The 20,022-nt window shown below is 62.2% G+C and carries 15 protein-coding genes; 11 read left to right on the forward strand and 4 right to left on the reverse strand.

The features are described 5' to 3' along the window. Positions 1–92 precede the first annotated feature (92 nt). Together IEW19_RS14740 and IEW19_RS14745 are read left to right on the forward strand one after the other, a co-directional pair. On the forward strand, positions 93–1,499 hold the full coding sequence (locus tag IEW19_RS14740; RefSeq protein WP_188572361.1) for an amino acid permease: 1,407 nt from the start codon (positions 93–95) through the stop codon (positions 1,497–1,499). A 22-nt stretch (positions 1,500–1,521) separates the two neighbouring features. Further along, entirely contained in the window at positions 1,522–2,841 is a 1,320-nt protein-coding gene (locus IEW19_RS14745; RefSeq protein ID WP_188572362.1) for a M18 family aminopeptidase, read from the forward strand. Positions 2,842–3,383: 542 nt separating this feature from the next. Here the strand turns inward: IEW19_RS14745 and IEW19_RS14750 are convergent. Both IEW19_RS14750 and IEW19_RS14755 read right to left on the reverse strand, forming a co-directional pair. Further along, the gene (locus IEW19_RS14750; RefSeq protein ID WP_188572363.1) at positions 3,384–4,043 is read right to left on the reverse strand and encodes a NeuD/PglB/VioB family sugar acetyltransferase; all 660 of its coding nucleotides are present in this window, start codon (positions 4,041–4,043) and stop codon (positions 3,384–3,386) included. A 203-nt stretch (positions 4,044–4,246) separates the two neighbouring features. Further along, complete coding sequence (locus IEW19_RS14755) at positions 4,247–6,934, reverse strand: helix-turn-helix transcriptional regulator (RefSeq protein ID WP_188572364.1); 2,688 nt, start codon at positions 6,932–6,934, stop codon at positions 4,247–4,249. A gap of 284 nt (positions 6,935–7,218) precedes the next feature. Here IEW19_RS14755 and IEW19_RS14760 point away from each other — a divergent pair, with 284 nt between their 5' ends. Beyond that, complete coding sequence (locus IEW19_RS14760) at positions 7,219–7,452, forward strand: hypothetical protein (RefSeq protein WP_188572365.1); 234 nt, start codon at positions 7,219–7,221, stop codon at positions 7,450–7,452. Between the two features lie 87 nt (positions 7,453–7,539). On the opposite strand, the gene IEW19_RS14765 is transcribed toward IEW19_RS14760, so the two are convergent. Both IEW19_RS14765 and IEW19_RS23560 read right to left on the reverse strand, forming a co-directional pair. Then, positions 7,540–8,445: an IS982 family transposase gene (locus IEW19_RS14765; protein ID WP_188572366.1), complete on the reverse strand. Its 906-nt coding sequence runs from the start codon at positions 8,443–8,445 to the stop codon at positions 7,540–7,542. 96 nt (positions 8,446–8,541) lie between these two features. Next, positions 8,542–10,797 (reverse strand): PKD domain-containing protein, encoded by a 2,256-nt coding sequence (locus IEW19_RS23560; RefSeq protein ID WP_229748491.1) that lies wholly within the window; start codon positions 10,795–10,797, stop codon positions 8,542–8,544. A gap of 394 nt (positions 10,798–11,191) precedes the next feature. On the opposite strand from IEW19_RS23560, the gene IEW19_RS14775 reads away from it, so the two are divergent. From IEW19_RS14775 to IEW19_RS14810, 8 genes are all read left to right on the forward strand, one after another. After that, positions 11,192–12,082 (forward strand): glycosyltransferase family 2 protein, encoded by an 891-nt coding sequence (locus tag IEW19_RS14775; protein ID WP_229748492.1) that lies wholly within the window; start codon positions 11,192–11,194, stop codon positions 12,080–12,082. Then, positions 12,075–13,079 carry a glycosyltransferase gene (locus IEW19_RS14780; RefSeq protein ID WP_188572367.1) on the forward strand — a complete coding sequence of 335 codons (1,005 nt, stop codon included), beginning with the start codon at positions 12,075–12,077 and terminating at the stop codon, positions 13,077–13,079. The genes IEW19_RS14775 and IEW19_RS14780 overlap by 8 nt, the downstream gene beginning before the upstream one ends. Before the next feature lie 108 nt (positions 13,080–13,187). Then, on the forward strand, positions 13,188–13,937 hold the full coding sequence (locus IEW19_RS14785) for a hypothetical protein (protein ID WP_229748493.1): 750 nt from the start codon (positions 13,188–13,190) through the stop codon (positions 13,935–13,937). Then, on the forward strand, positions 13,937–15,037 hold the full coding sequence (locus tag IEW19_RS14790; RefSeq protein WP_188572369.1) for a hypothetical protein: 1,101 nt from the start codon (positions 13,937–13,939) through the stop codon (positions 15,035–15,037). Before IEW19_RS14785 ends, IEW19_RS14790 begins: the two co-directional genes overlap by 1 nt. Before the next feature lie 13 nt (positions 15,038–15,050). Further along, positions 15,051–17,165: a glycosyltransferase gene (locus tag IEW19_RS14795; protein ID WP_188572370.1), complete on the forward strand. Its 2,115-nt coding sequence runs from the start codon at positions 15,051–15,053 to the stop codon at positions 17,163–17,165. A gap of 122 nt (positions 17,166–17,287) precedes the next feature. After that, positions 17,288–19,042: a hypothetical protein gene (locus IEW19_RS14800; protein ID WP_229748494.1), complete on the forward strand. Its 1,755-nt coding sequence runs from the start codon at positions 17,288–17,290 to the stop codon at positions 19,040–19,042. Beyond that, entirely contained in the window at positions 19,032–19,412 is a 381-nt protein-coding gene (locus IEW19_RS14805; protein ID WP_188572371.1) for a hypothetical protein, read from the forward strand. Before IEW19_RS14800 ends, IEW19_RS14805 begins: the two co-directional genes overlap by 11 nt. 83 nt (positions 19,413–19,495) lie before the next feature. Next, on the forward strand, positions 19,496–19,957 hold the full coding sequence (locus tag IEW19_RS14810; RefSeq protein ID WP_188572372.1) for a hypothetical protein: 462 nt from the start codon (positions 19,496–19,498) through the stop codon (positions 19,955–19,957). The last annotated feature ends 65 nt before the right edge of the window (positions 19,958–20,022 follow it).

Raw genomic sequence — 20,022 nt, forward strand, 5'->3', positions numbered from 1 at the left:
TGAAACGACGATGTGGTGCACCACACGGTCCCCGTGGTGCACCAATGCACGTCGCTCAACCCCATGCTATTTCCCAACAGGACGGCGCTTCCATGCATGCTGACCAGCAACTCTCAAAGTCCCTGAAACCCAGGCACCTGTCCATGATCGCCATCGCCGGCGTCATTGGTGCAGGACTCTTCGTCGGCTCCGGAGCCGCAATCCAGCAGGCCGGCCCAGGCATCCTCGTCGCGTACGCGGCGGCCGGGCTGGTGGTCATCCTGGTCATGCGCATGCTGGGCGAGATGGCCGCTGCCAACCCCGAAACGGGCTCCTTCTCCACCTACGCGGATAAGGCACTGGGCCGCTGGGCCGGGTTCAGCATTGGCTGGCTCTATGCCTGGTTCTGGATCATCGTCCTGGGCATCGAGGCCACCGCAGGTGCAGCCATCATGCACCGGTGGGTGCCCGGTATTGACCAGTGGGTCTGGGCCCTGGTCCTGATGGTGCTGCTGACACTCACCAACCTTGGCTCCGTGAAGTCCTACGGCGAATTCGAGTTCTGGTTCGCGTCCATCAAGGTCGCGGCCATCGTCCTCTTCCTGATCTTCGGCGCCGCGGCCATCCTGGGGCTCATCCCCGGCGTCCCCGCACCCGGCCTCAGCAACCTGGTCAACAATGGCGGCTTCATGCCCAACGGCCCCGGCGCCGTCCTGGCAGGCATCCTCGTGGTGGTCTTCTCCTTCTTTGGCGCCGAGATCGCCACCATCGCAGCCGGCGAATCCGAAAACCCGGTGGATGCCGTGAAGAAGGCCGTGAAATCCACAGTGTGGCGCATCCTGGTCTTCTACATCGGCTCCATCGCGGTGGTGGTCACCCTGCTTCCGTGGAACTCCGCCTCCGTGGCCAAGAGCCCGTACGTGGCAGTCATGGAACTGTTCGGCATCCCGGGCGCCGGCACCATCATGGACGTCGTGGTGCTGACCTCGGTCCTCTCCTGCCTGAACTCCGGTCTCTACACCGCCAGCCGCATGCTGTTCTCGCTCTCCACCCGCGGTGACGCGCCGCGCTCGTGGACCCGCATCTCCCGCCGTGGCGTCCCCGCCGCTGCCGTACTTGCCTCCACCGTGGTCGGCTTCGTGACGGTGGGACTGAACTACATTGCCCCTGACACCGTATTCCTCTTCCTGGTCAACACCTCCGGTGCGATCGCACTGTTCGTGTGGCTGGTCATCTCGGCCTCGCAGCTGGTCCTCCGCCGGCGGATGGGTGCTGCCGCCAAGGACCTGCAGCTGAAGATGTGGCTCTTCCCGTACCTCACCTGGGCCGCCATCATCAGCATCGTGGTCCTGCTCATCGGCATGGTGATCGTGGAATCGACGCGGGAGTCGCTGCTGCTGTCGCTGGCACTGGCGGCGGTGGTGGTAGCAGTGGGCGTACTCCGCTACCGCCGGAAGGATGCTGCTGCCAGTACGCAACCGGAAATGGCGACGGAAGCTGCCGTGGCACCGGCCGAGTAGGCGCGGCGCTAGACTCGGGACCATGCCTTTGCCTTCCTCTGCCGCCGACCACGTTCAGGACCTTGGCGCCTATGTCAGCGCATCGCCGTCGAGCTTCCACGCTGCGCATGAGGGGGGCCGGCGGCTGGAGGAAGCCGGGTTTACCCGCCTGGATGAACTGCAGCCGTGGGAGGGCGGCTCCGGTTCCTTCTTCATCATCCGCGACGGCGCGCTGATCGGGTGGGTGGTCCCGGAAGGTGCGGGACCGGCTACGGGGTTCAACATCCTGGGGGCGCACACCGATTCGCCGTCGTTCAAGCTCAAACCCAAGCCCACCACCGGTGCCCACGGCTGGCTGCAGGCCGGAGTGGAGATCTACGGCGGCCCCCTGCTGAACTCCTGGCTGGACCGCGAGTTGCGGCTCGCGGGCAGGCTGGTGATGCTTGACGGCACGGAGCATCTCACCGCCACCGGTCCGCTGCTCCGCTTCCCGCAGCTGGCCATCCACCTGGACCGGGCGGTCAACGAGGGGCTCTCCCTGGACAAACAGCGCCACATGAACCCGGTGTGGGGGCTGGGGAATCCGTCGGATTCGGACCTGCTGGGCGTCCTGGCAGCTTCGGTTCCCGGCGCATCCGTTGACCCTAGGCAGATTGGCGGGTACGACGTCGTCATTGCGGACACGCAGGCGCCTGCGGTTTTCGGGGGCAAGGGAGAGTTCTTCGCATCAGGGCGGCTGGACAACCTTTCGGCCACGCACGCGGGCCTGGCGGCGCTGATTGCCCATGCCGGTTCCGGCAGCGCCGGCGGCCCCATTTCGGTGCTCGCCGCCTTCGACCACGAGGAAATCGGCTCCAACTCCCGCTCCGGTGCGTGCGGTCCCATCCTGGAGGACGTCCTGGTGCGCATCTCCGACGGCCTGGGCGCAACGGTGAGCCAGCGGCGGCAGGCCCTGTCGGCGTCGTTCTGCCTTTCCGCCGACGCCGGGCACGCAGTGCACCCCAACTATCCCGAGCGGCACGACCCCGCCAACCAGCCCGTACTGAACGGCGGCCCGCTGCTGAAAATCAATGCCAACCAGCGTTACGCGACGGACGCGTTTGGTGCGGCGTTCTGGGCTCGGCTCTGCGGCGAAGCAGGGGTGCCGTACCAGGAATTCGTGTCCAACAACGTGATGCCGTGCGGTTCCACCATCGGGCCGCTCACCGCCACGCGGCTGGGGATCCGGACCGTGGACGTGGGCGTGCCGCTGCTGTCCATGCACTCCGCCCGGGAGCTGTGCGGGGTGGAAGATCCCCTGCGCCTGGCGGTGGTGGCGGAGCTGTTCTTCCGGACAGGTGCCCTGCAGAAGTGGACCCGGTAATCACCGGGACAAGAACGAGTACCCACTACTGGTGCCGCACTTGTGACTAGGAGGGGGCGCGGGCGGACGGCATCCCCGGCCACGACCTGGTGTTCTACTTGCAGTACCTCAGCGAATGCAGCGAAAAGGCCACGCCGGACGAGTTCAATAACCACTCGGCGGCGACTCTTCGGTTTTGGTGTCCCAGTACATGAATCTTCCCGCAGCGCTATGGGACGAAGTCCGGACGCGGAACGGGGCACTGAATGTCAGGAGGGGGACGGATATGTCGTCGGGCAGGTGGCGGATCACTTGGTAGGGAATCATGGAGCTTCCATCCGCAGCCCAAGGTGGCGACTCAGCACTCTTTCCGTGACTTACAGGAGTTGAGTGCCGGAGCATGATGGATGACTCAGACGGTTCAGGTCGAAATTCCCGCAATATATCCGCAGGTCCGGCAAGTAGGCGGACTTAGTCGGCAACGCTGGCTCGACCGATGGACCAGGTCTCCCGTGACAAAGGCGCTTACCGGAGCGCGGCCGGAACGTGCGACAGCGGCGGTCCTATCGCAAGCTTCCCGATCCGTGTCCATTGTGGTCTATTTCATGGGCCGGGACGCCAATCCAGGTCTCCCCATCCGGTACGTTGCTCAATACGGCGGCTCCCATCCCTACGGTTGCGTATGCTCCCACTGAGGTCCGCTCCCGGACGCTGCAGTTCATGCCGAGGGACGCCGCCCGGCCAATGCGGACTCCGCCGCCCAGAGACACGCCCGCGGCGAAAGTCGCGAAGTCCGCCACGTCATCGTCATGCGTGAACGTCACGGAGGGCATGGCAACCACGTGGGATCCCAGGGTGACCGAGGCAGTGAGCGTGACATTCCGGAGCAAAATGCTACCCCTGCCGACCCGGCAACCTTCCGGGTACTGCACCGATGGGTCAATGGCGGTGGCGAAGCGCGCCTCCGTAAGACCCAGGGCCGTCAGGCGCTCCACTACGGATTCGCGTGCCTGGCCGGAGCCGATGCACACCAGCACGAAGGCGTGCATGTAATTGGCGGCATCGTCAATGGTCCCCAGCACCGGGGCGCCATCTACGGAAACCCCCGCCATTTCTTTGTCGTCGTCAAGCACGCCGCCGACGTCGTACTGGCCGCTGCTGCGGACCATCGCCAGGACTTCGCGGGCCAGGCCGCTGGCAGCTATCAGGATCAGCTCACTCATGGAGGCGTCCCAGCTGCCGCACCCGGGATCGTGGCTGCTGGTGTTTTGCCATGGCACTCCTTTCCGGCGTAGCCGCCTGTCCTTGGCCGTGAAGCCAAAACTAGCGTCGGGCTGAAGGATTTGAAGGGGATGGGCAACGCCCTTGTGGTACTGGTGGGCAAGGATGTGGAAACTGTGGGTATCTGCAATCGCCGGCCGTTCGCCTACATAACGGGCAGGACGTACGGCTCTGCGGCCGTGGTTCCCTTGCCTGCGGCGAGGGCAGTCAGCTGCGCCCGGGACTCAACGCCAAGCTTGCGGTAGATCGCGGTGAGGCGCACTTCGACAGTTCTAACGGAAACATACAACGTGGCGGCAATTTCCTTATTGCGCATGCCCCGGGCAACCATCGTGGCCAGTGACCGCTCATGGTCGGCGAGCAACAGCATCGCCGGATTGCCCTGCGGGCGGGCGGGCTCCATGCGTTCGTCCAGCAGGAGGGCATCCACATGCTGCGTCCACGCATCCGCACCGGCCTCGTCGAACATCACCTTGGACCGGAGCAGCGCATCGCGCGCGTCGCGCAGCCTGCCAAAGGCGTGCAACCGCTCCGCATAGCACATCAGGGTCCTTGCCCGTTCAAGCGTGTGTCCGTTCCTGCCTTCGAGCGCCTGGCTGAACAGTTGCAGGGACTGCTCCCCGTCCGCAAGCATGGCGCGGCTTCGGGCAACAGCCGTCATCAGCCACAGCGACCGCAGCCCCACGGAGCGGCTCTCGAGGCGCAGGAGCGCCTGCGTGGCCTCGTGGTGGCGGCCCAGCCGGATCAGTACCTCCACCAGGTCCGCCTCACAGCGCAGGAGGGTGGGGTTGCCAAAGCGCATGCCAATTTCGGCGGCCCGGGACAACTGGGCAACGGCCTCCGCCAGGTCGCCGCGCAGCAGTGCGAAGTGGCCTTGGCAAGCGGAAAGCTGTGCCGTGATGGCAGGATGGCTTTCTGCGCCTGCGTAGCGGAGCGCCTCCGTTGCATAAACACGGGCCTGTACGTAATCGCCGAGCGAATGCGCACGCCATACCCGAAAGAGGTGTCGCGTTCCGCGGTGGTATTTGAGTTCAGGTTCAAGGTGTTCGAGTTCGTCGATCAGCCTGATCGCTGCACGAACGTTGCCTGCCCGGATTTCATTGTCCACTGCCATAAACGCTGCGGTTTCCTGCCAGTTGACTTGGCCAGGTTCGGCAGAACTTTGGAGCAGGGCGAAGGCTTCATGTGCGCTCTCGTAGTGCTCTGCGTAGGTCAGGGCCCGGCCGTGTATCAGGATGCCGGCTATCCGGGCGGTGTCCGTCTGCTCGTGCTTGCGGTCCAGGTTCGCTGTGTCACCGCTGAGGGATTCGATCAGCAGCTTGGCGCGGTCGGCGATGCCCAGGCACTGGGCGGACGCGGACCCGCGGAATGCGCTGCCGTGGCGGAGCAGCTCGGAGGCTTCCTGCAGTTCCCACCGCTCGGCGTAGTAGAGGGCACCGATGGCCAGTAGGCTGGCGGAATATGCCGGGTCATGCTGGCCGAACTCCTTCACGAGCCGCAGCACCATGCTGGCGCGGACGGCAGCCCCTTGGGCGAACTGGATTTCGAAGGACAGACCGGTCAGCCGCAGGATCAGGGCGGGGTTGCGGGTCACGCGCTGCGCCCATTCGAGGTACCGGCGGGCGTACACGAACTCACCCCGGTTGAAGAGCAGTTCGGCCACGCTGGTGAGGCGCACCGCCGTTTCCGCTTCCCACGGGTTGATGGTGAGGGCCCGCTCGATGTACTCCACCGCGAAGGATACTTCCCCACCCCGGATCAGGTCCATGGCGTGGCGGAGCAGTTGGAACGGGGTCTGGCGTTCCAGGGCGGTAAAGCTCAGGTGCCACCTGCGGGCGTAGGGGTCGGTATTGCATGCTACTTCCGCAAGGGTCCGGTGGTTGGCGGTGCGGACCGCAGGCGTCATGGCTGCGAAGACATAACCACGGAGCAGCTGGTCGCCGATCCCCAGGTGCGGCCCCGATCGTTTTACCAGGCCGGCAGCCAGCAATTCATCGACGCTCGTCCAAACATCGCGGTCGATTTTCTCGATCGTTGAAATGTCGCCGCGGAAGGACAGTGCGAGGAGGTCCAGGACGGCACGGGCGCCCTGGGTCAGGGCGCCCACTGTGGAAGCGTATTCTGCGTCGAAGCTGCCCTTGGAGGGCAACGGGACGGGCAGGGCATACTTTCCTTCAGCATGCCGTTCCATCAGCAGGTCATAGAGCTCGACTGCGGCGAGCGGGTTGCCGCGGGTGGCTGCGGCAACGGCGTGGGCGGCCGCCGTCGTTGTCCGTTTTGCGGGGACGCTCTCCAGCATCCGCACCGTGTCGCTGTAGCTGAGGGCACTAAGCTGAAGGGCATGTAGGCCGCTGAAGGGGCTCTCCGGAACATCCTCCCGAACGCCGACAAACAGGATGACGTCGGTGCCGGTCAGTCGCCTGGCAAGGAACCCGATGGCCGCCTGGCTACCTGGATCCAGTTGGTCGGCGTCGTCGATCACGATGATCGTTCGTGCCGACGAGCGCTGGTGCAGGCCGTCGAGCAGCAAGCTGGACACTGCCCGTACGCCCATGGCTCCGGTGGTGTCCCGGAGGAGCTCATCGGAAATCCGGTTGAGGACGGGATCGTCCATATCGTTCAGGAGTGCGGTAAGCCCGGACAGCGGCCAGTCCGCTTCGGCGGCGCTGGCGGCCAAGAACACGGTCCGGTAGCCGGAAAGGGTGGGGATCTCGGATAAAAGGGCGGATTTGCCCGTGCCCCTGCGGCCGATGACCGCCAGTGCGGATTCTTTTGGCCCGTGGATTACGGACAGGATGCGGTCAAGTTCTTTGCTTCGGCCGATAAGTGGCATGGCGTCCCCAATCTACGAAGAAGGAGACCGCATTCTTGCACTACCAATTCATGTTCCGGCGTCCACCCCCCAGAGCGGATTATGCCGATACATGCGAATATAACGCTGCAATAAACGACGGAACCACAAAGTTACCGCTGGATTTCATCAAGATTGGCTCGGGCTTGCTTAGGGTTGCGGTCGCTGAGGTGGTGGTGGAGCCCCCCTCGTCGTCATCGGGCGTCCTTGGCCGTTATGCTCGGAAATACCGGGGCCCGGGCGGCGATTCGAGGACGGAATGGGTCATGAAAATTGCCGGCTGGCGCATCGGCACCGCGGTCCTGTTTGCCGCAGTATGCATGGGCCTTTCCGCCTGCCAGGGGCATCCGGTTCTGAGTGCCGGCACTGTGCACTTCACCGCGTCCGCTGACATGGGCACGGGGTCCGGGGTCAGGTCGGTGCTGGATGTCGTGGCCCGCCTGGAGCCGGATTTTAAGGTGGCTTTGGGCGACTTTTCCTACGAGGCAGGGGCCGAGTAGGACTTTTGCCGGATGGTGACCACGAAGCTAGGCGCGGATTTCCCTTTTGAACTGATAACAGGCAACCACGAAAGTGATTCTGGGGTTTTAGTGGTCGTAGGCGGTCACCGAGCGTTTGCGGCGTGTGTTGGTATGCCAGTTGTGCCAGATCCCCGCAGCGAGTGCAAGGAGTCTGGAGGCGACGCGGGCGTAGACTCCTTCAACGGTGCGGCCGCCGTGATATTCGAGGCCGAGCTGGCCTTTGAGGGCGTCGAAGATCGATTCGATCCATTGGCGGATCCCGCCGAACCGGCCGAAGCGGGGTTTTTCGTCTTTGCGGTCGGGGCGGACCAGCGTGGCGCCGAGGTCATTGGTGATGAACCGTTCGAAGTCCCGGCCGGCGAAGCCTTTGTCACCGAGGATGACCTGCCCGGCGTGGATCAGCCGGTGTTCCCGTTCGAGCAGCGCCTGGGTGACTTCGCGTTCACCAAGCTTCGGGTTTGCAAGCCCCCAGATCACGGGCATTCCCTCGGGGGTGCTGATCAGGTAGAGCCGGAATCCCCAGAAAAAACGGGAGTGCGAGGCGCAGTATCCGTAGCCTGCGTAGCCGGACAAGTCAGAGCGCTTGACCGTTTCCCGTGACATCCCGCATGGGACCGGGGTGGAATCCAGAAGGCGCAGGACTTCGTGCCAGGACGGTGTGTCCCGGGCCAGGGCCGTAATGGCGGCGGCGATGAGCGGCCCTGCCGCCCGGACGCGTTTGTTGTAGCCGGACTGGTGCGGGATCTGGGGGAAATGACCGCGCAGATGGGCCCTGGCGTAGCGGATCCAGTGGGACTCCGAGGACGAGCCGTGAAGCAGATGCTGGGCCACGACCAGGCACAGCAGTTCGGCGTCATCTAGCCGGACCTTCCGGCCTGGCCGACCGGATCGGGTATAGCCCAGGTCCGGCAGGACACGGTCGGTCAGGAAGACATAGAGTGTGGTCAGGAGGGTGTTGAGTTCATTGTTCACACCGAGGGTTTAACACCCTCCGCCAGCAATTAACAGACCCTCGGCGCCAGCGCGCGGGGGTCTGTTCTGCAATAAGCCCGCTTAGGACTTACTCATCTAGGCGGCCGGCTTGAGGGCGGTCCGCCAGGCGGCAACAGCCCGCGCGGCACTGAGGGTCCATGTGGCAGTTCCGCTGGCACCCGCCGTCGCCTGGGGTTTGTCAGCCTGCTCGGCGATCTGGCCTGCCGCTGCCTCCCAGCGTTCGGTCCAGCCCGCTGGTGCGGTAACCACGGGTGAACTGCAATCACGGGCCACCCCGCCAATCAACATGGCACCGTTAGTGGCTGTGGTGATGCTGCCCACCGTAATGCTGGTGGCCGAGTAACTGGTGTCAGAGGCGGTGACCACCGGGCTGTCCAGCGGCGTGGTGTTGTTGACGCCGCGGTAGGCAGTGATGCCGCCGCCCCACTTGGCTGCGGAGCTGAGGGTCCAGTTGTACGTTGCCGGATCCGAAGCACCCACCACCTTGTAGTACACGAATGCCCGCGCCCCGGACGTCGAGGTGCTGTTGATTGATTGCCCATTGACGATTGCCGTCCAGCCTGCCGGGGCGGTCAAACCCGGGTTGAGGTCGGTGGTGATGGAGGCAACCAGGACATCACCGGCTGCGGTGCCGGCCGGAACCGGAAGCGACGCTGTGGTCACGGCGGTCCCGGAATTGGCGGTGTTGGCGTTGACCGCCGTGATCCCGCCGGTTGCCGGCGGCGGCGGTGGTGGTGGTGCCGTGCCGACAGTGATGGTGGCTGTCGCGGAAGACGATCCCGTGGCGTTCGTCGCCGTGAGTTTGGCTGTATACGTCCCCGCCGTGGTGTACGAATGGGTTGGATTCTGCGCGGTGGACGTGCCGCCGTCGCCAAGGTCCCACGCCCAGGAGGTGGGCGAATTGGTGGATGTATCAGTAAACGTGACGTTCAGTAGCGCGGCCCCCGACGTCGGGTTGGCGGTGAACGACGCAACCGGCGCCTGGCCCGCGGGCGGCGGTGTGCTGCCCAGTGGCCGGTCCGAGAACCAGTAGCGCTTCGCCACGTTGTCGCTGGCCATGACCACCAGTCCGGTGGTGTTGTTCACGCTCTGCTTGCTGGTGGTCACGTCATTGATGTTCGACGACGACGCAGCCTGCATGATGGGCGTGCCGCGGCCTGACCCGAAAACGGGATTGTCCATGGACGCGGTCTTCTCATAGATGCTGCCGGCAACGCCGGAGTAGGCACAGCCGGAAACCGACGTGGGCGGAGCAGTGTGGAATGCCCGCACCAGGTTGTTTTGGGTATCAAGGACGATTTGCGGACGGGAGACGCAGTCGCCCGTCTTGGCAATCGTGGATTGCGTGAAGGCTCCTGTGCCGGGCTTGAAGACCAGGAGGACCAGCTGCGGCAGGGTCTTGTCGCTGGAGATGTCGTTCAGGCTTGTCTTGACGGCGGCAAAGACCCGGCCGGTGGTGTCGGCCTGCAGCGTCTTGAGGTTCAGGTGGTCGTCAGCCTGGCCGTTGCCGCGCATTGCCGGCTGGAGCTTCCAAGCCGAGGCGGCAGAGTCTGAGTCCTTGTGGGTAGCCCACCAGACCGTGTTTGCCAGGTGGTCGCTCCACATCACGCCAACCTGCCCATTGCCGAAGGCCACTACCGCTGAGATGTCGTCGGGAGCGGGGTGTGGATTGGCCACGGGAAGGACGAAGGGAGTGCCCCATGAGGCGCCGCTGTTGGTGGCGGCGTTCATGTACACCGTGTTGGTGTATCCCGACGTCGAGTTTCCGCCCACCTGCGTCCAGGTCGCCCAGACCCGTCCGGTGGTGTCCTTGTCGATCGTCATTGACTCACTGGAATTGTTGGTGATGGTGTTGGGGAAACCGCTGTCGAGCGTGTACTTGCCGCCCGCGTAGCTGTACCGGTAGAGCTTGGCCGGCGAGTTGGAGAGCGACGGATTGGGCGTCCCATCGCCGGTGATGGTCACCACGTGGGAGGCAATGTAGAGATCGGACCCGTCCCACAACGTGTCCGCCAGCGTGCTTCCCCTGGTGTCGTTGACCACCCCGGTGTCCACCCAGGTTTTGGAGGCGCGGTCAAGGCGGTAGATGCTCCATCCTGTGCCGGACTTCCACATGTCCGCCCACCAGGAGCCGTCATTCCACCACAGCTTGCTTTGCGGCTTGTCCGACGTTGGCGCATTCGACACTCCTGAGTAGGCAAGGCTTTGGGTGCCATATACCGGGTCGGCCACGGCCGTGCCGGGCATTCCGAGGATGGAGGCTGCAAGAACCAATGCGACTGCAAGGGCTTGGCCCGTCCGGCTGAAGAAATGTCTGCGTCTGAGCTTCATAAGGGAACTCCTGGGGCATAGGAAACAATCGGGGAACGTCTGCCCGTTGGCCCAGTCACAAAGAGCTCTCAGCCCCCAAGTACCGAGATGCGTATGCCCGGACCCCCCTACCTAATGTTTTTCGGGGGTCAACTATCCCCTATACCTAACGAATCAGGCCGCCCCCGAGCCCTTTACTTGCCTAACAGGGGGTGAACAGCGGGTTAAAAGCGAGTACCTACTACTCGTGATACCCGCATTAGGTAGGGGGTAGTCTTCCGGGAACGGCCAGAGGATTGGCGATGGGTTGCTGGGGGACAGCGACCAGACCATGACCGGATTAAGCGTTAGTGCCGCCGCCATAACGGCCCGCGGCCTTCTCAAGAATCCGAACTGTCATGAAGTGGTGAGGCAATTGTCGATTTCGCCCCAACTTCCAGCTCTGTTTGCCGAGCCGGGACTTTTATCTTCACAGGCCTCGATCAGCGTAGTCATTCCAACGCTGAACGAGGAAAAGAACCTCCCCTGGGTTCTCCGCCGGATGCCCGCCTACGTGGATGAGGTGATCATCGTGGACGGCCGCTCGCAGGACAAAACTGTGGAAGTGGCCAAGGCACTGCGTGCCGACGTAGTGGTGGTCAACGAAACCCGTAAAGGGAAAGGTGTGGCCCTCCGTGCCGGTTTCGCAGCGGCAACCGGGGATATCATCGTGATGCTGGACGCAGACGGCAGTATGGACCCGCAAGAGATCGGCTGGTTCGTTGCACCGCTCCAGCATGATTTCGATTTCGTGAAGGGATCCCGGCACGTCACTGGCGGCGGGTCAGAAGACCTGACGCGGCTCCGGAAGGCCGGTAACAGGGCACTGACCGGACTCGCGAACGCAGTACTGCACAGCAATTACTCGGATCTTTGCTATGGCTACATCGCCTTCCGGCGGGAATGCCTGGAAGTGCTGGAGCTACAGTCCGACGGTTTCGAGATCGAAACCGAGCTCATTGTCCGCGCGGCGAGGGGGGGCTTGCGGATCGCTGAGGTCCCCAGCCTTGAGCTGGACCGGATCTCCGGGGCATCCAACCTTCAGACGTTCCGCGACGGCTGGCGGGTCCTGCACACGCTGGCCCGGGAATGCACCCTTTGGGAGGCGCCCACAGCGGGTGCCCGCCCTGAGGCGCTCCGCCGCGTGCGGTACACGTACTCCAACGTCCGCTTTCCGAGGCTTCCGGTGGATCCGCACAGTGTCCTCGCTCCGGCCGTGAAACCGCAGGAAGCGCTTGTTGCAGCGGTGGTGGCCCAGCATGCTTGACCGCGCCAAACCCCTGTCCGTGTCAGTGGTGATCTGCGCCTACACGTCAGAGCGGTGGGGTCTGCTGCTGGACGTCATCGAATCAATCCGGAACCAAACTCTCGCCCCGGACCAGGTGCTTGTGGTCATCGACCACAACGAGGACCTGTACGAGCGGCTCATCGAGATCGTCGACGACGTCACGGTACTTGAGAGCACGGGCCTGCCCGGGTTGTCCGGCGCCCGCAATACAGGCGTGGGTTTCGCCGAATCCGACATCGTCGCCTTCCTTGATGACGACGCCGAGGCTGCACCGGATTGGCTGGAGCGCCTGGTTGCGCTGTACGACGATCCGGATGTCCTGGCCGTGGGCGGGAAGGTGGTCCCCATGTGGGAGGCCGGCCGGCCTGGGTACTTCGCCGAGGAGCTGGACTGGATCGTTGGGTGCAGCCACCGCGGCTTGCCCCGCGTAGCGTCTGAAGTCCGCAATGTCATCGGCGCCAACATGTCCTTCAGGCTGGAGGTGCTGCGGCAGGTGGGCGGCTTCAACCAGTCGCTGGGCCGCAGAGGCACTTTGCCCCTGGGGTGCGAGGAGACCGAGATATGCATCCGCTCCCGGATAGGCTCTCCGGGCTCGCGCATTGTCTACGAACCCGCGGCGCTGGTCCGCCACCACGTTCCCGCATCCAGGGGAACCTGGCGCTACATGATGTCCAGGTCCTGGTCCGAGGGCTTGTCCAAAGCTCAGGTCAGCCAGCTGGTCGGCCACAAACGGGCCCTTGGGCCGGAACGCCGTTATGTCCGCAGTGTGCTCCCGCGCGCGGTGTTCACTGGCCTGAAGTCGTGGGGACGGGACGGCAGCCCCGACGGGTTGGGCCGCGCCGGCGCCGTCATTGCGGTCCTGGCCTGCACTGCTGCCGGGTACTTCCAAGGGCGCCGGCTCCAGCGTTGGACGGGCCGGGAAGAAGGGGACCAGGTCTTGGTCGTGGCGGGCGGGCAGTGGAGGGAAGTGCAGTGAATTGATATGCCAATTCGATGGCACGGACAAACCCTGGCAAGGTGCGGCGGTCACGCAATGCGGACAAGGGAATCAGGTATCAGAATCACGCGATCAAAGGTCAGGCTTATGAAATCGAGGAAAAACATGAAAACCAGGTTTTTTACCACGGCTGCAACCATCCTTGCCATACCCATTGTCACAGGTTCACTTGCTGCAGTTCCGGCGCAAGCGGCAACTGCCTGCAGGGTGGGGACGCCTGCCCCTGCAGACAGTTACCCCGGCACTGTGGTGACGGCGAACAACTTTGAATCGGGAACACTGAGTGGCTTCCTTGTGAAGACGTCCGGGACAGGCACCGCAAGCGTCACGTCGACAATTGCCAAGTCCGGCACCTGTTCGGCTTACCTCCATGCCACTGCCGATGCAGGCTCCATAGCTGACTTTTCAAGTGCTTTACCAGCGCCGTCCGCCGGTGCTTATGCAGATGGATGGTTTGATATCAGCCAGGCTGGTGTTTCTGGCAACGATGTCCCGTATTTCCGGTTTTTCTCAGGCAACACTCGTTTCGCCGACATATACAGATACAACAGCAATGGTCAATTGTGGCTTCAGGTTCTATCACCCAGTGGGAGTTTCACATATACGAAGCTGATGGCCTCGAGCATCACGCTTAACAGCTGGCACCACGTAGTCATGCATGCTGTACCGAAAGGAACGGCCACCACGGTACAAGTGTGGTTCGACAACGTAGCTGTCTTCTCGGGGCAGGTCAGCACAGTGGCCACCTCCGTGGATCGGATCCAGCTTGGTTCTGAGCATGACCGACAACTAGGGGATACCCACATCGATAATCTAATCGTAAAGGCAGGCTCCTGATGAGCGGCACAAACCTGATCAGGCTCTCACCGAGCCGACACGCAACGTCCACCACCTTCGACGTACACGGCCTGGTTGCCATTCACGTCGAGGCAGGGACGCCGGGGGAAGACCAACTGCGTGACATGCTGGCACCCTTTATCGGAGATTCTTCAGCGTCTCTGCAGTTGCAGGTGAGCGGGACTACCACTGAATTTCCCGCTCAATCGCATGCCGAGGACGCTTATCGTTACACCGATACTTCCCTTTTCCTTCCCGCAGACCGTGTACAGGTGATCCAAACTCCAAACGGCTACCGGGTTGAAGGTCGGGGCGAGTTGCTGACTGCCGTGGTACCCCTCCTGGATCGGCTGTGCGTGCGTGCAGAAACGGCTATGGTGCACGCTGCCATGGTGAACTACAAGGGTGCCGGCGTGCTGCTGCCGGCATGGGGGGGTGTAGGAAAAACAAGTACTGTCGCCAAGCTTCTTGCTGTTCCGGGTGTCGGCTTCATGGCCGATGACTGGGGATTCTTCGGGGCTGACGGGATGCTTTCGAGCTACGCGAAACCCATGTTCATCAAACCGCACCACCGCTCCATCTACCCTGACCTCTTCCAGGGAAGTCGGAAACCGCTCGCACCGGGCTGGCTGATTCCGCCACTTTCACGTGCGGCAACTGCCGTCCACCCTGTTATTGTGCGGTATCCACGGACCGCTTCCTTCACCCGCCGCTGGTCACCTGAACATCGCATGGTTCATCCTGAGGAAGTATTCGGCCCGGAAAATATCTCATCGAGTGCACCGGCACGGCTGGCAATCTTCTTGGAGCGCTTTGACGGGGTCGAAGCCGAATGGGAACCCCGCAGCGTCGAGTGGATGACCTCGAGGATAGTCGGGAATTTTCATTCAGAGCTTCCACTTGTCTCCCGGCGACTCATAGAAGCGCTGGGGGCCACGGGACTCGTGCCCCTTGATGATTATTTCGGGCAGAAGGCTGAAATCATCTCATCGGCGTTGAAGGCGGTCCCCTGCTCACGTTTGCGTCTGCCTATCACGTGGTCCGCCGATCGGGCTTCCGACTACGTCTCCAAGCTGGTTCGTTCCCAGTTGGATACTTAAGGGGGGCGAGAGCTTGGACACGGATATTCTCGACGTCTCGGTAATTATCCCGGCCCGCAACGCCGCACACTGGCTGGCAGAATGCCTTGAGTCAGTTCGAAGCCAGAATCCCCGGGAAATAATCGTTGTCGACGGCTGTTCCCGGGACGCGACGGTTGAGATCGCAAGGTCTTACGGTGCCCGCGTTCTCTCGGATGAGGGACGCGGGTTGCCGGCGGCCCGGATGCTGGGGACTCGAAATGCTGTCTGCCAGACGGTTGCGCTTATAGATGCGGACGTAGTGCTGCCTCCTAACTCCTTGCGCGCACTGCTTGCAGAATTCGAAAGCGGCAGTTATGACGGCCTTCAGTTCGGCCTGGTCAGCGAGTCAGACGGTGACGGGTACTGGGGGCATGCGCTCGCCTGGCATCACAACCACAGCAGAGTTCGATCGTGGTTTTGTGTGTGCGCAACCCTTATGCGGCGAGAGACGCTGCTTCAGGCTGGCTTCGATGAGGAGCTCAGCTCCGGGGAGGACGTCGAACTACGCATCCGCCTGCAAAAGGCAGGCTGTCGCCTCGGCGTTTCCACGACTACCCGCGTCAGGCACCGCTTCGCTGACGACTTTGCGTTCGCCCGCGACCAGTGGCTCCAGGATGGCGCAGGGATGGCCTTCACGATCCGCAAGCATCCGCGCCGGGCATCATGGCTCCTGGCTGTGCCCCTGCTGGCCACTGCACGGGGAACACTTTTATCGCTCGTCCAGGCGCCTCGCTATTTGCCTTACTGGACGACATTTTTGATCTATAACTATCGGGCTATGATGACCGAGCTTTGTCGCCCCGCAGCGAAGGGCCATTCAGTTGGCGGTAATGCAGCGTTCCTTAGCGCTGCCCGCATCGCGCCCATGGCAACGGGCTTCCTTTTTTGGGCCTTAGCCGCATCTCTGTTGGATCCCGCCGAACTCGGATTGGCCTCAGCGGTCGTCGCAGCCGCCATGTTAACGGTGCAACTTGGGATGATGGGCGTCGGATCTGCAACGATGACCCTGTTACCTGAGCAAACGGATGGCGGGCGTCGCCTCATGGCCACCAGCCTGCTGACCGTGGGGCTTTCATCGCTCGTGGTTGCCATCGGACTTCTTGTCATTACGGGAGCTCTGGGTCCAGGGGTCGGAGAAGCCTGGTCCGATCCCCTGGTCGTTATGAACTTCCTCGCGGCCGTCTTGTTTGCCAGCACGGCTTACCAGCTCGACCATATAAACACCGCACTGGCCCGTGCAGACGCGGCACTGGTTCGGAGTCTGCTGCAGGCCGTCGTTCAGCTTGGAGTTCTCGTGGCCTGCATTGCGTTCGGATCCCGGAGTTTGAATGCTGTGGTAGGCGCAGTTGCGGCCGGTGCCGCAGCCAGCGTGATCCTGGGGTTGCTTCGCCTGCATCAAGTAGATTTGGGCCCGCGTTGGAAACTCGGGTTGCGGTTCGGACAAATTCGGCGACTGCTGCGGATAGCGCTAACGAACCACCCCCTCATGCTCGCGGACAGGGCCCCTTCATATCTGATGCCTCTTGTCGTAGCCGCCTCGCTCAGTGCCTCGGCCACTGCGGCTTGGTACGTGGTATGGATGCTGGCGTCGGCTGTGTTTTTCGTACCCCAGTCAGCTGGTTTCTCACTGCAGACGAAACTCGCCGGGCCGGAGTCGTCTCCTTCCATGATTGCGCCTGCGCTGCGGGTCAGTCTCCTACTCACCATTTTGGCCGGCGGCATTATGCTCGGCGCTGGACCGGTGCTTCTGCAGATTCTCGGCCCGCAGTATGCCCAACAGTGGGTGCTTCTCGCGCTGTTGGTCCCGGCAGTCATCCTGAACTGCGTAACCCAGGTCTACTTCGGTGTTTGCCGCGCCCGGGGCCACCTGACTGAGGCGACGTGGGTAGCAATGCTTGCTGGTTTTGTCGCGGTCTGGCCTGCGTTCGGCCTAGCCCGCGATTTCGGGTTGCCGGGCATTTCGGCAGCATGGCTCCTGGCGCAGCTAATCGCCGCTCTGATTTCCGGGTGGCGTTTACGCCGCATTTACCCTCATGGGGATCCAGGGCATACATATCGAATTCCTGCCCGGAGGCTGATTGGCCGGCGGGGGGTGGACGCCCTGTGAGGACTGCCAAGATTATGTCCCTTACTGGTAGCGTCGATGACTCTTCGCCCGTGACCCTGGTACAGCGGGACGGGGTTCCTCGCCGCGCCCGGGATAGAGTTCCCCGCTCCCGTTGCATCGCTTTGGCACTGATTGCACTCGTTGCGGTGGTGCTGGGGGTTAATGCGCTGAGCGAAGTTGACGCCCGGAATATCGGGGAGTTTGGCCTCATCGGAGCACTCCCGACTGGTTACTTTGTCGCAGTTGGACTCAGCCTGGTGGGGTTCGTGGGGTCGCTCGCCCTGAAGAGGGATGTCCCGGCGCTACTGGGGCTGCAAGTGCTGGTCCTTATCGTCATATTGCACGGTGCCGACCCCATCGTGCACGGACTTCCACGCCTGGAAGCCAGCTACAGGCACCTAGGTATTGCGGACTATATTGCGCAATCCGGACAGTTGGACCCAACCATCGATGCATATTTCAGTTGGCCTGGATTCTTCGCTCTGTTGGCAATGTTTTCCGAAGCTTCAGGACTGCACGACCTGACGGCGATCGCGACATGGGCACCATTAGGTGTCAACGTGCTTCTCATGTTGCCCCTCCTGGCGTTGGCGTCTCGCCTAACCTCGCAATGGCGCCAGGCCTGGGCGGCTATATGGGTCTTCTATCTCGCGAGCTGGGTGGGCCAGGACTACTTGTCCCCGCAGTCATACGCCTTCATTCTGATGATCGTTTTGGTCGCCAGCCTGATGACTGCCTTCGTAGGGTGGGCGCGGCCCGTGGCACGGAACAAGTTCACTTCCAGGTGGCGGTCTTGGGTAGCGTTCCTCGACCCGACCATTCCGCGGTTCCCGGGAGGAACCGGCCTTTCCAAAAGTGCTGGGGCATCCCTGACTGTGGCCTGTGCCGTACTGGTGGTGGCAATTACGGCATCCCACCAACTTACCCCTTTTGCAGTTTTCACGGTTGGGGTTGCGTTATTGGCTATCGGACGGATCAGCATTCGGTTCCTGGTCCCGTTCGCCGGAATATTGGCGTTCGTGTGGCTAGTGGTTGTGGCGGAGCCCTATTGGTCCGGTCACATCAACCAACTCCTGGGCTCCATCGGCGCCGTAAATTCCACTGTCTCCAAAGCCTTCATCAGCAGAATATCCGGCAGCGAGGCGCACGTCCTGGTCGTCGCCGCAAGATTGGTCGAATCGGGGCTGATCATAGTGCTGGCAGTTATCGGGATGGTGGTGGCGCACAAGCGCCGTACCCCTTGGCTAACGGCGACCGCAGGAGCCTTTGCTCCCATTTCCCTGTTTTTGCTCCAGCCCTACGGGGGGGAGTTGTTCCTCCGTCTCTACATGTTCGCATTGCCGTTCGCCGCCTGCTTGGTTGTTGTAGCCTTCATGCCGAAATCGACGCGGCAGTCGCTGGGGTGGGTTCGGGCAACCGCGTTGGTTGTACTCGGCGGTCTATTGGCGACAACCACATTGATCACCCGATACGGAAACGACAGGATGGAAAACTTCACCACAGATGAAATTAGCGTGATTGATGAATTGTATGACAAGGCGCCAGAGGGCTCGATTGTCATTGAGGCTCTGCACAATACGCCTTGGCGGTTTCAGCAGTATGCGGCCTATAAATACATCACCTTACTGCCAGCTCAGGCGCAGCCGGTCGCCTCCCGCTTGACATGCGACACGGTCAATAAGATCGCCGGTCATGCCGGCGCATATTTAGTTGTGACCAAGAGCCAACAGGATGCGGCTGATGCCCTTGGAGTCGGACCGGCCGGTTCTATTCCAGACTTCTTAAGCGACTGTTCCAAGGATCCGAAATGGTCAGCGGTATATCAAAACGGAGATGGAGTCCTGTTTCACATCGAAGGAGAAAATCTTGGCAAATAATTATCTGCTGGCCAGGGCTTCGCTGGCTGGTATTGCCCTCGCCGCAGCCCCACTGGCCTACTCCGGCCCCGGAGCCATCCGCGCAATCGTTGTGGGCTTATTTCTGCTGACGGGACCGGGAGGGGCCTTTATTTTGTTCATCGGAGTTGAGCGGATGCAAACAGCGTTGGGAAACCGACTGGCACCGCTGCTCTTGTCACTCACTATGGCCTTGAGCCTGGCTATAGCCGCCCTAAGTGCCACAATCATGCTTTACGTCCACTGGTGGAACCCCTCCTTCGCAGCTGCTGCCCTCGCATTTTTGTCACTGGGCCTGCTTGCCCTCGGAATCAGGAAACCTGGGCCCCGGCGGACATATTCGGCCGAGTGAATCCATCACGCGGGAGGAGGTCGCGGAAGCGTGCTTTCCTGAATGCCTTCTTGCATAACCAAAGGTGCTTCTAGGAGATATAATTGAAAAGACTCCCATGGGTCATTGGAACACTCACGATAATTTTGCTTGCCGTACTTTCATTCGCCGCATGTAAAGTGGTTATTCTTTCTTCAAATGAAGCGTCGTGGTCGAGGGACGTGCATGGGACTGGGACCTCGATTACGACGGACAGCCAAGGTGCGGAAGTGGCGCCTCCCAAGAGCGCCCCCAGCAATGCGGTTTCACCTGATGGGGTTGCAATGCCGGTTGGGGACCTTGCCGGTTGGAAGCAGGTATTTACTGAGGACTTCACGAGTGGAGAGGTGCCGATCGGTGCGTTTCCCGGCCCGGCATATGATGCTAAGTGGAGTGCAAACTACCTTGACGGAACGCCTGATACGGCCGGACAGATGTATGAATCCAAATCGGGCTACTATCCGTCCAACCTGACTTGGCTCATGGGCCGGGATATTTCGGGAGCGTATCGTGCTGACCTGCGGTGATGCGGGCTGCTTCATGGTTTTTCACGCACTAATGGGATTTGTTCTAGTGTCACGGTGTGGCATTC

Source organism: Arthrobacter liuii, assembly GCF_014639275.1.
Classification (GTDB): Bacteria; Actinomycetota; Actinomycetes; order Actinomycetales; family Micrococcaceae; genus Arthrobacter; species Arthrobacter liuii.

What these genes read in the sequence shown, in the direction of transcription:
- IEW19_RS23560 (WP_229748491.1), bottom strand. Translation starts at nt 10,797, where the DNA reads ATGAAGCTCAGACGCAGACATTTCTTCAGCCGGACGGGCCAAGCCCTT.
- IEW19_RS14740 (WP_188572361.1), top strand. Translation starts at nt 93, where the DNA reads ATGCATGCTGACCAGCAACTCTCAAAGTCCCTGAAACCCAGGCACCTG.
- IEW19_RS14760 (WP_188572365.1), top strand. Translation starts at nt 7,219, where the DNA reads ATGAAAATTGCCGGCTGGCGCATCGGCACCGCGGTCCTGTTTGCCGCA.
- IEW19_RS14745 (WP_188572362.1), top strand. Translation starts at nt 1,522, where the DNA reads ATGCCTTTGCCTTCCTCTGCCGCCGACCACGTTCAGGACCTTGGCGCC.
- IEW19_RS14755 (WP_188572364.1), bottom strand. Translation starts at nt 6,934, where the DNA reads ATGCCACTTATCGGCCGAAGCAAAGAACTTGACCGCATCCTGTCCGTA.
- IEW19_RS14785 (WP_229748493.1), top strand. Translation starts at nt 13,188, where the DNA reads ATGAAATCGAGGAAAAACATGAAAACCAGGTTTTTTACCACGGCTGCA.
- IEW19_RS14750 (WP_188572363.1), bottom strand. Translation starts at nt 4,043, where the DNA reads ATGAGTGAGCTGATCCTGATAGCTGCCAGCGGCCTGGCCCGCGAAGTC.
- IEW19_RS14790 (WP_188572369.1), top strand. Translation starts at nt 13,937, where the DNA reads ATGAGCGGCACAAACCTGATCAGGCTCTCACCGAGCCGACACGCAACG.
- IEW19_RS14780 (WP_188572367.1), top strand. Translation starts at nt 12,075, where the DNA reads ATGCTTGACCGCGCCAAACCCCTGTCCGTGTCAGTGGTGATCTGCGCC.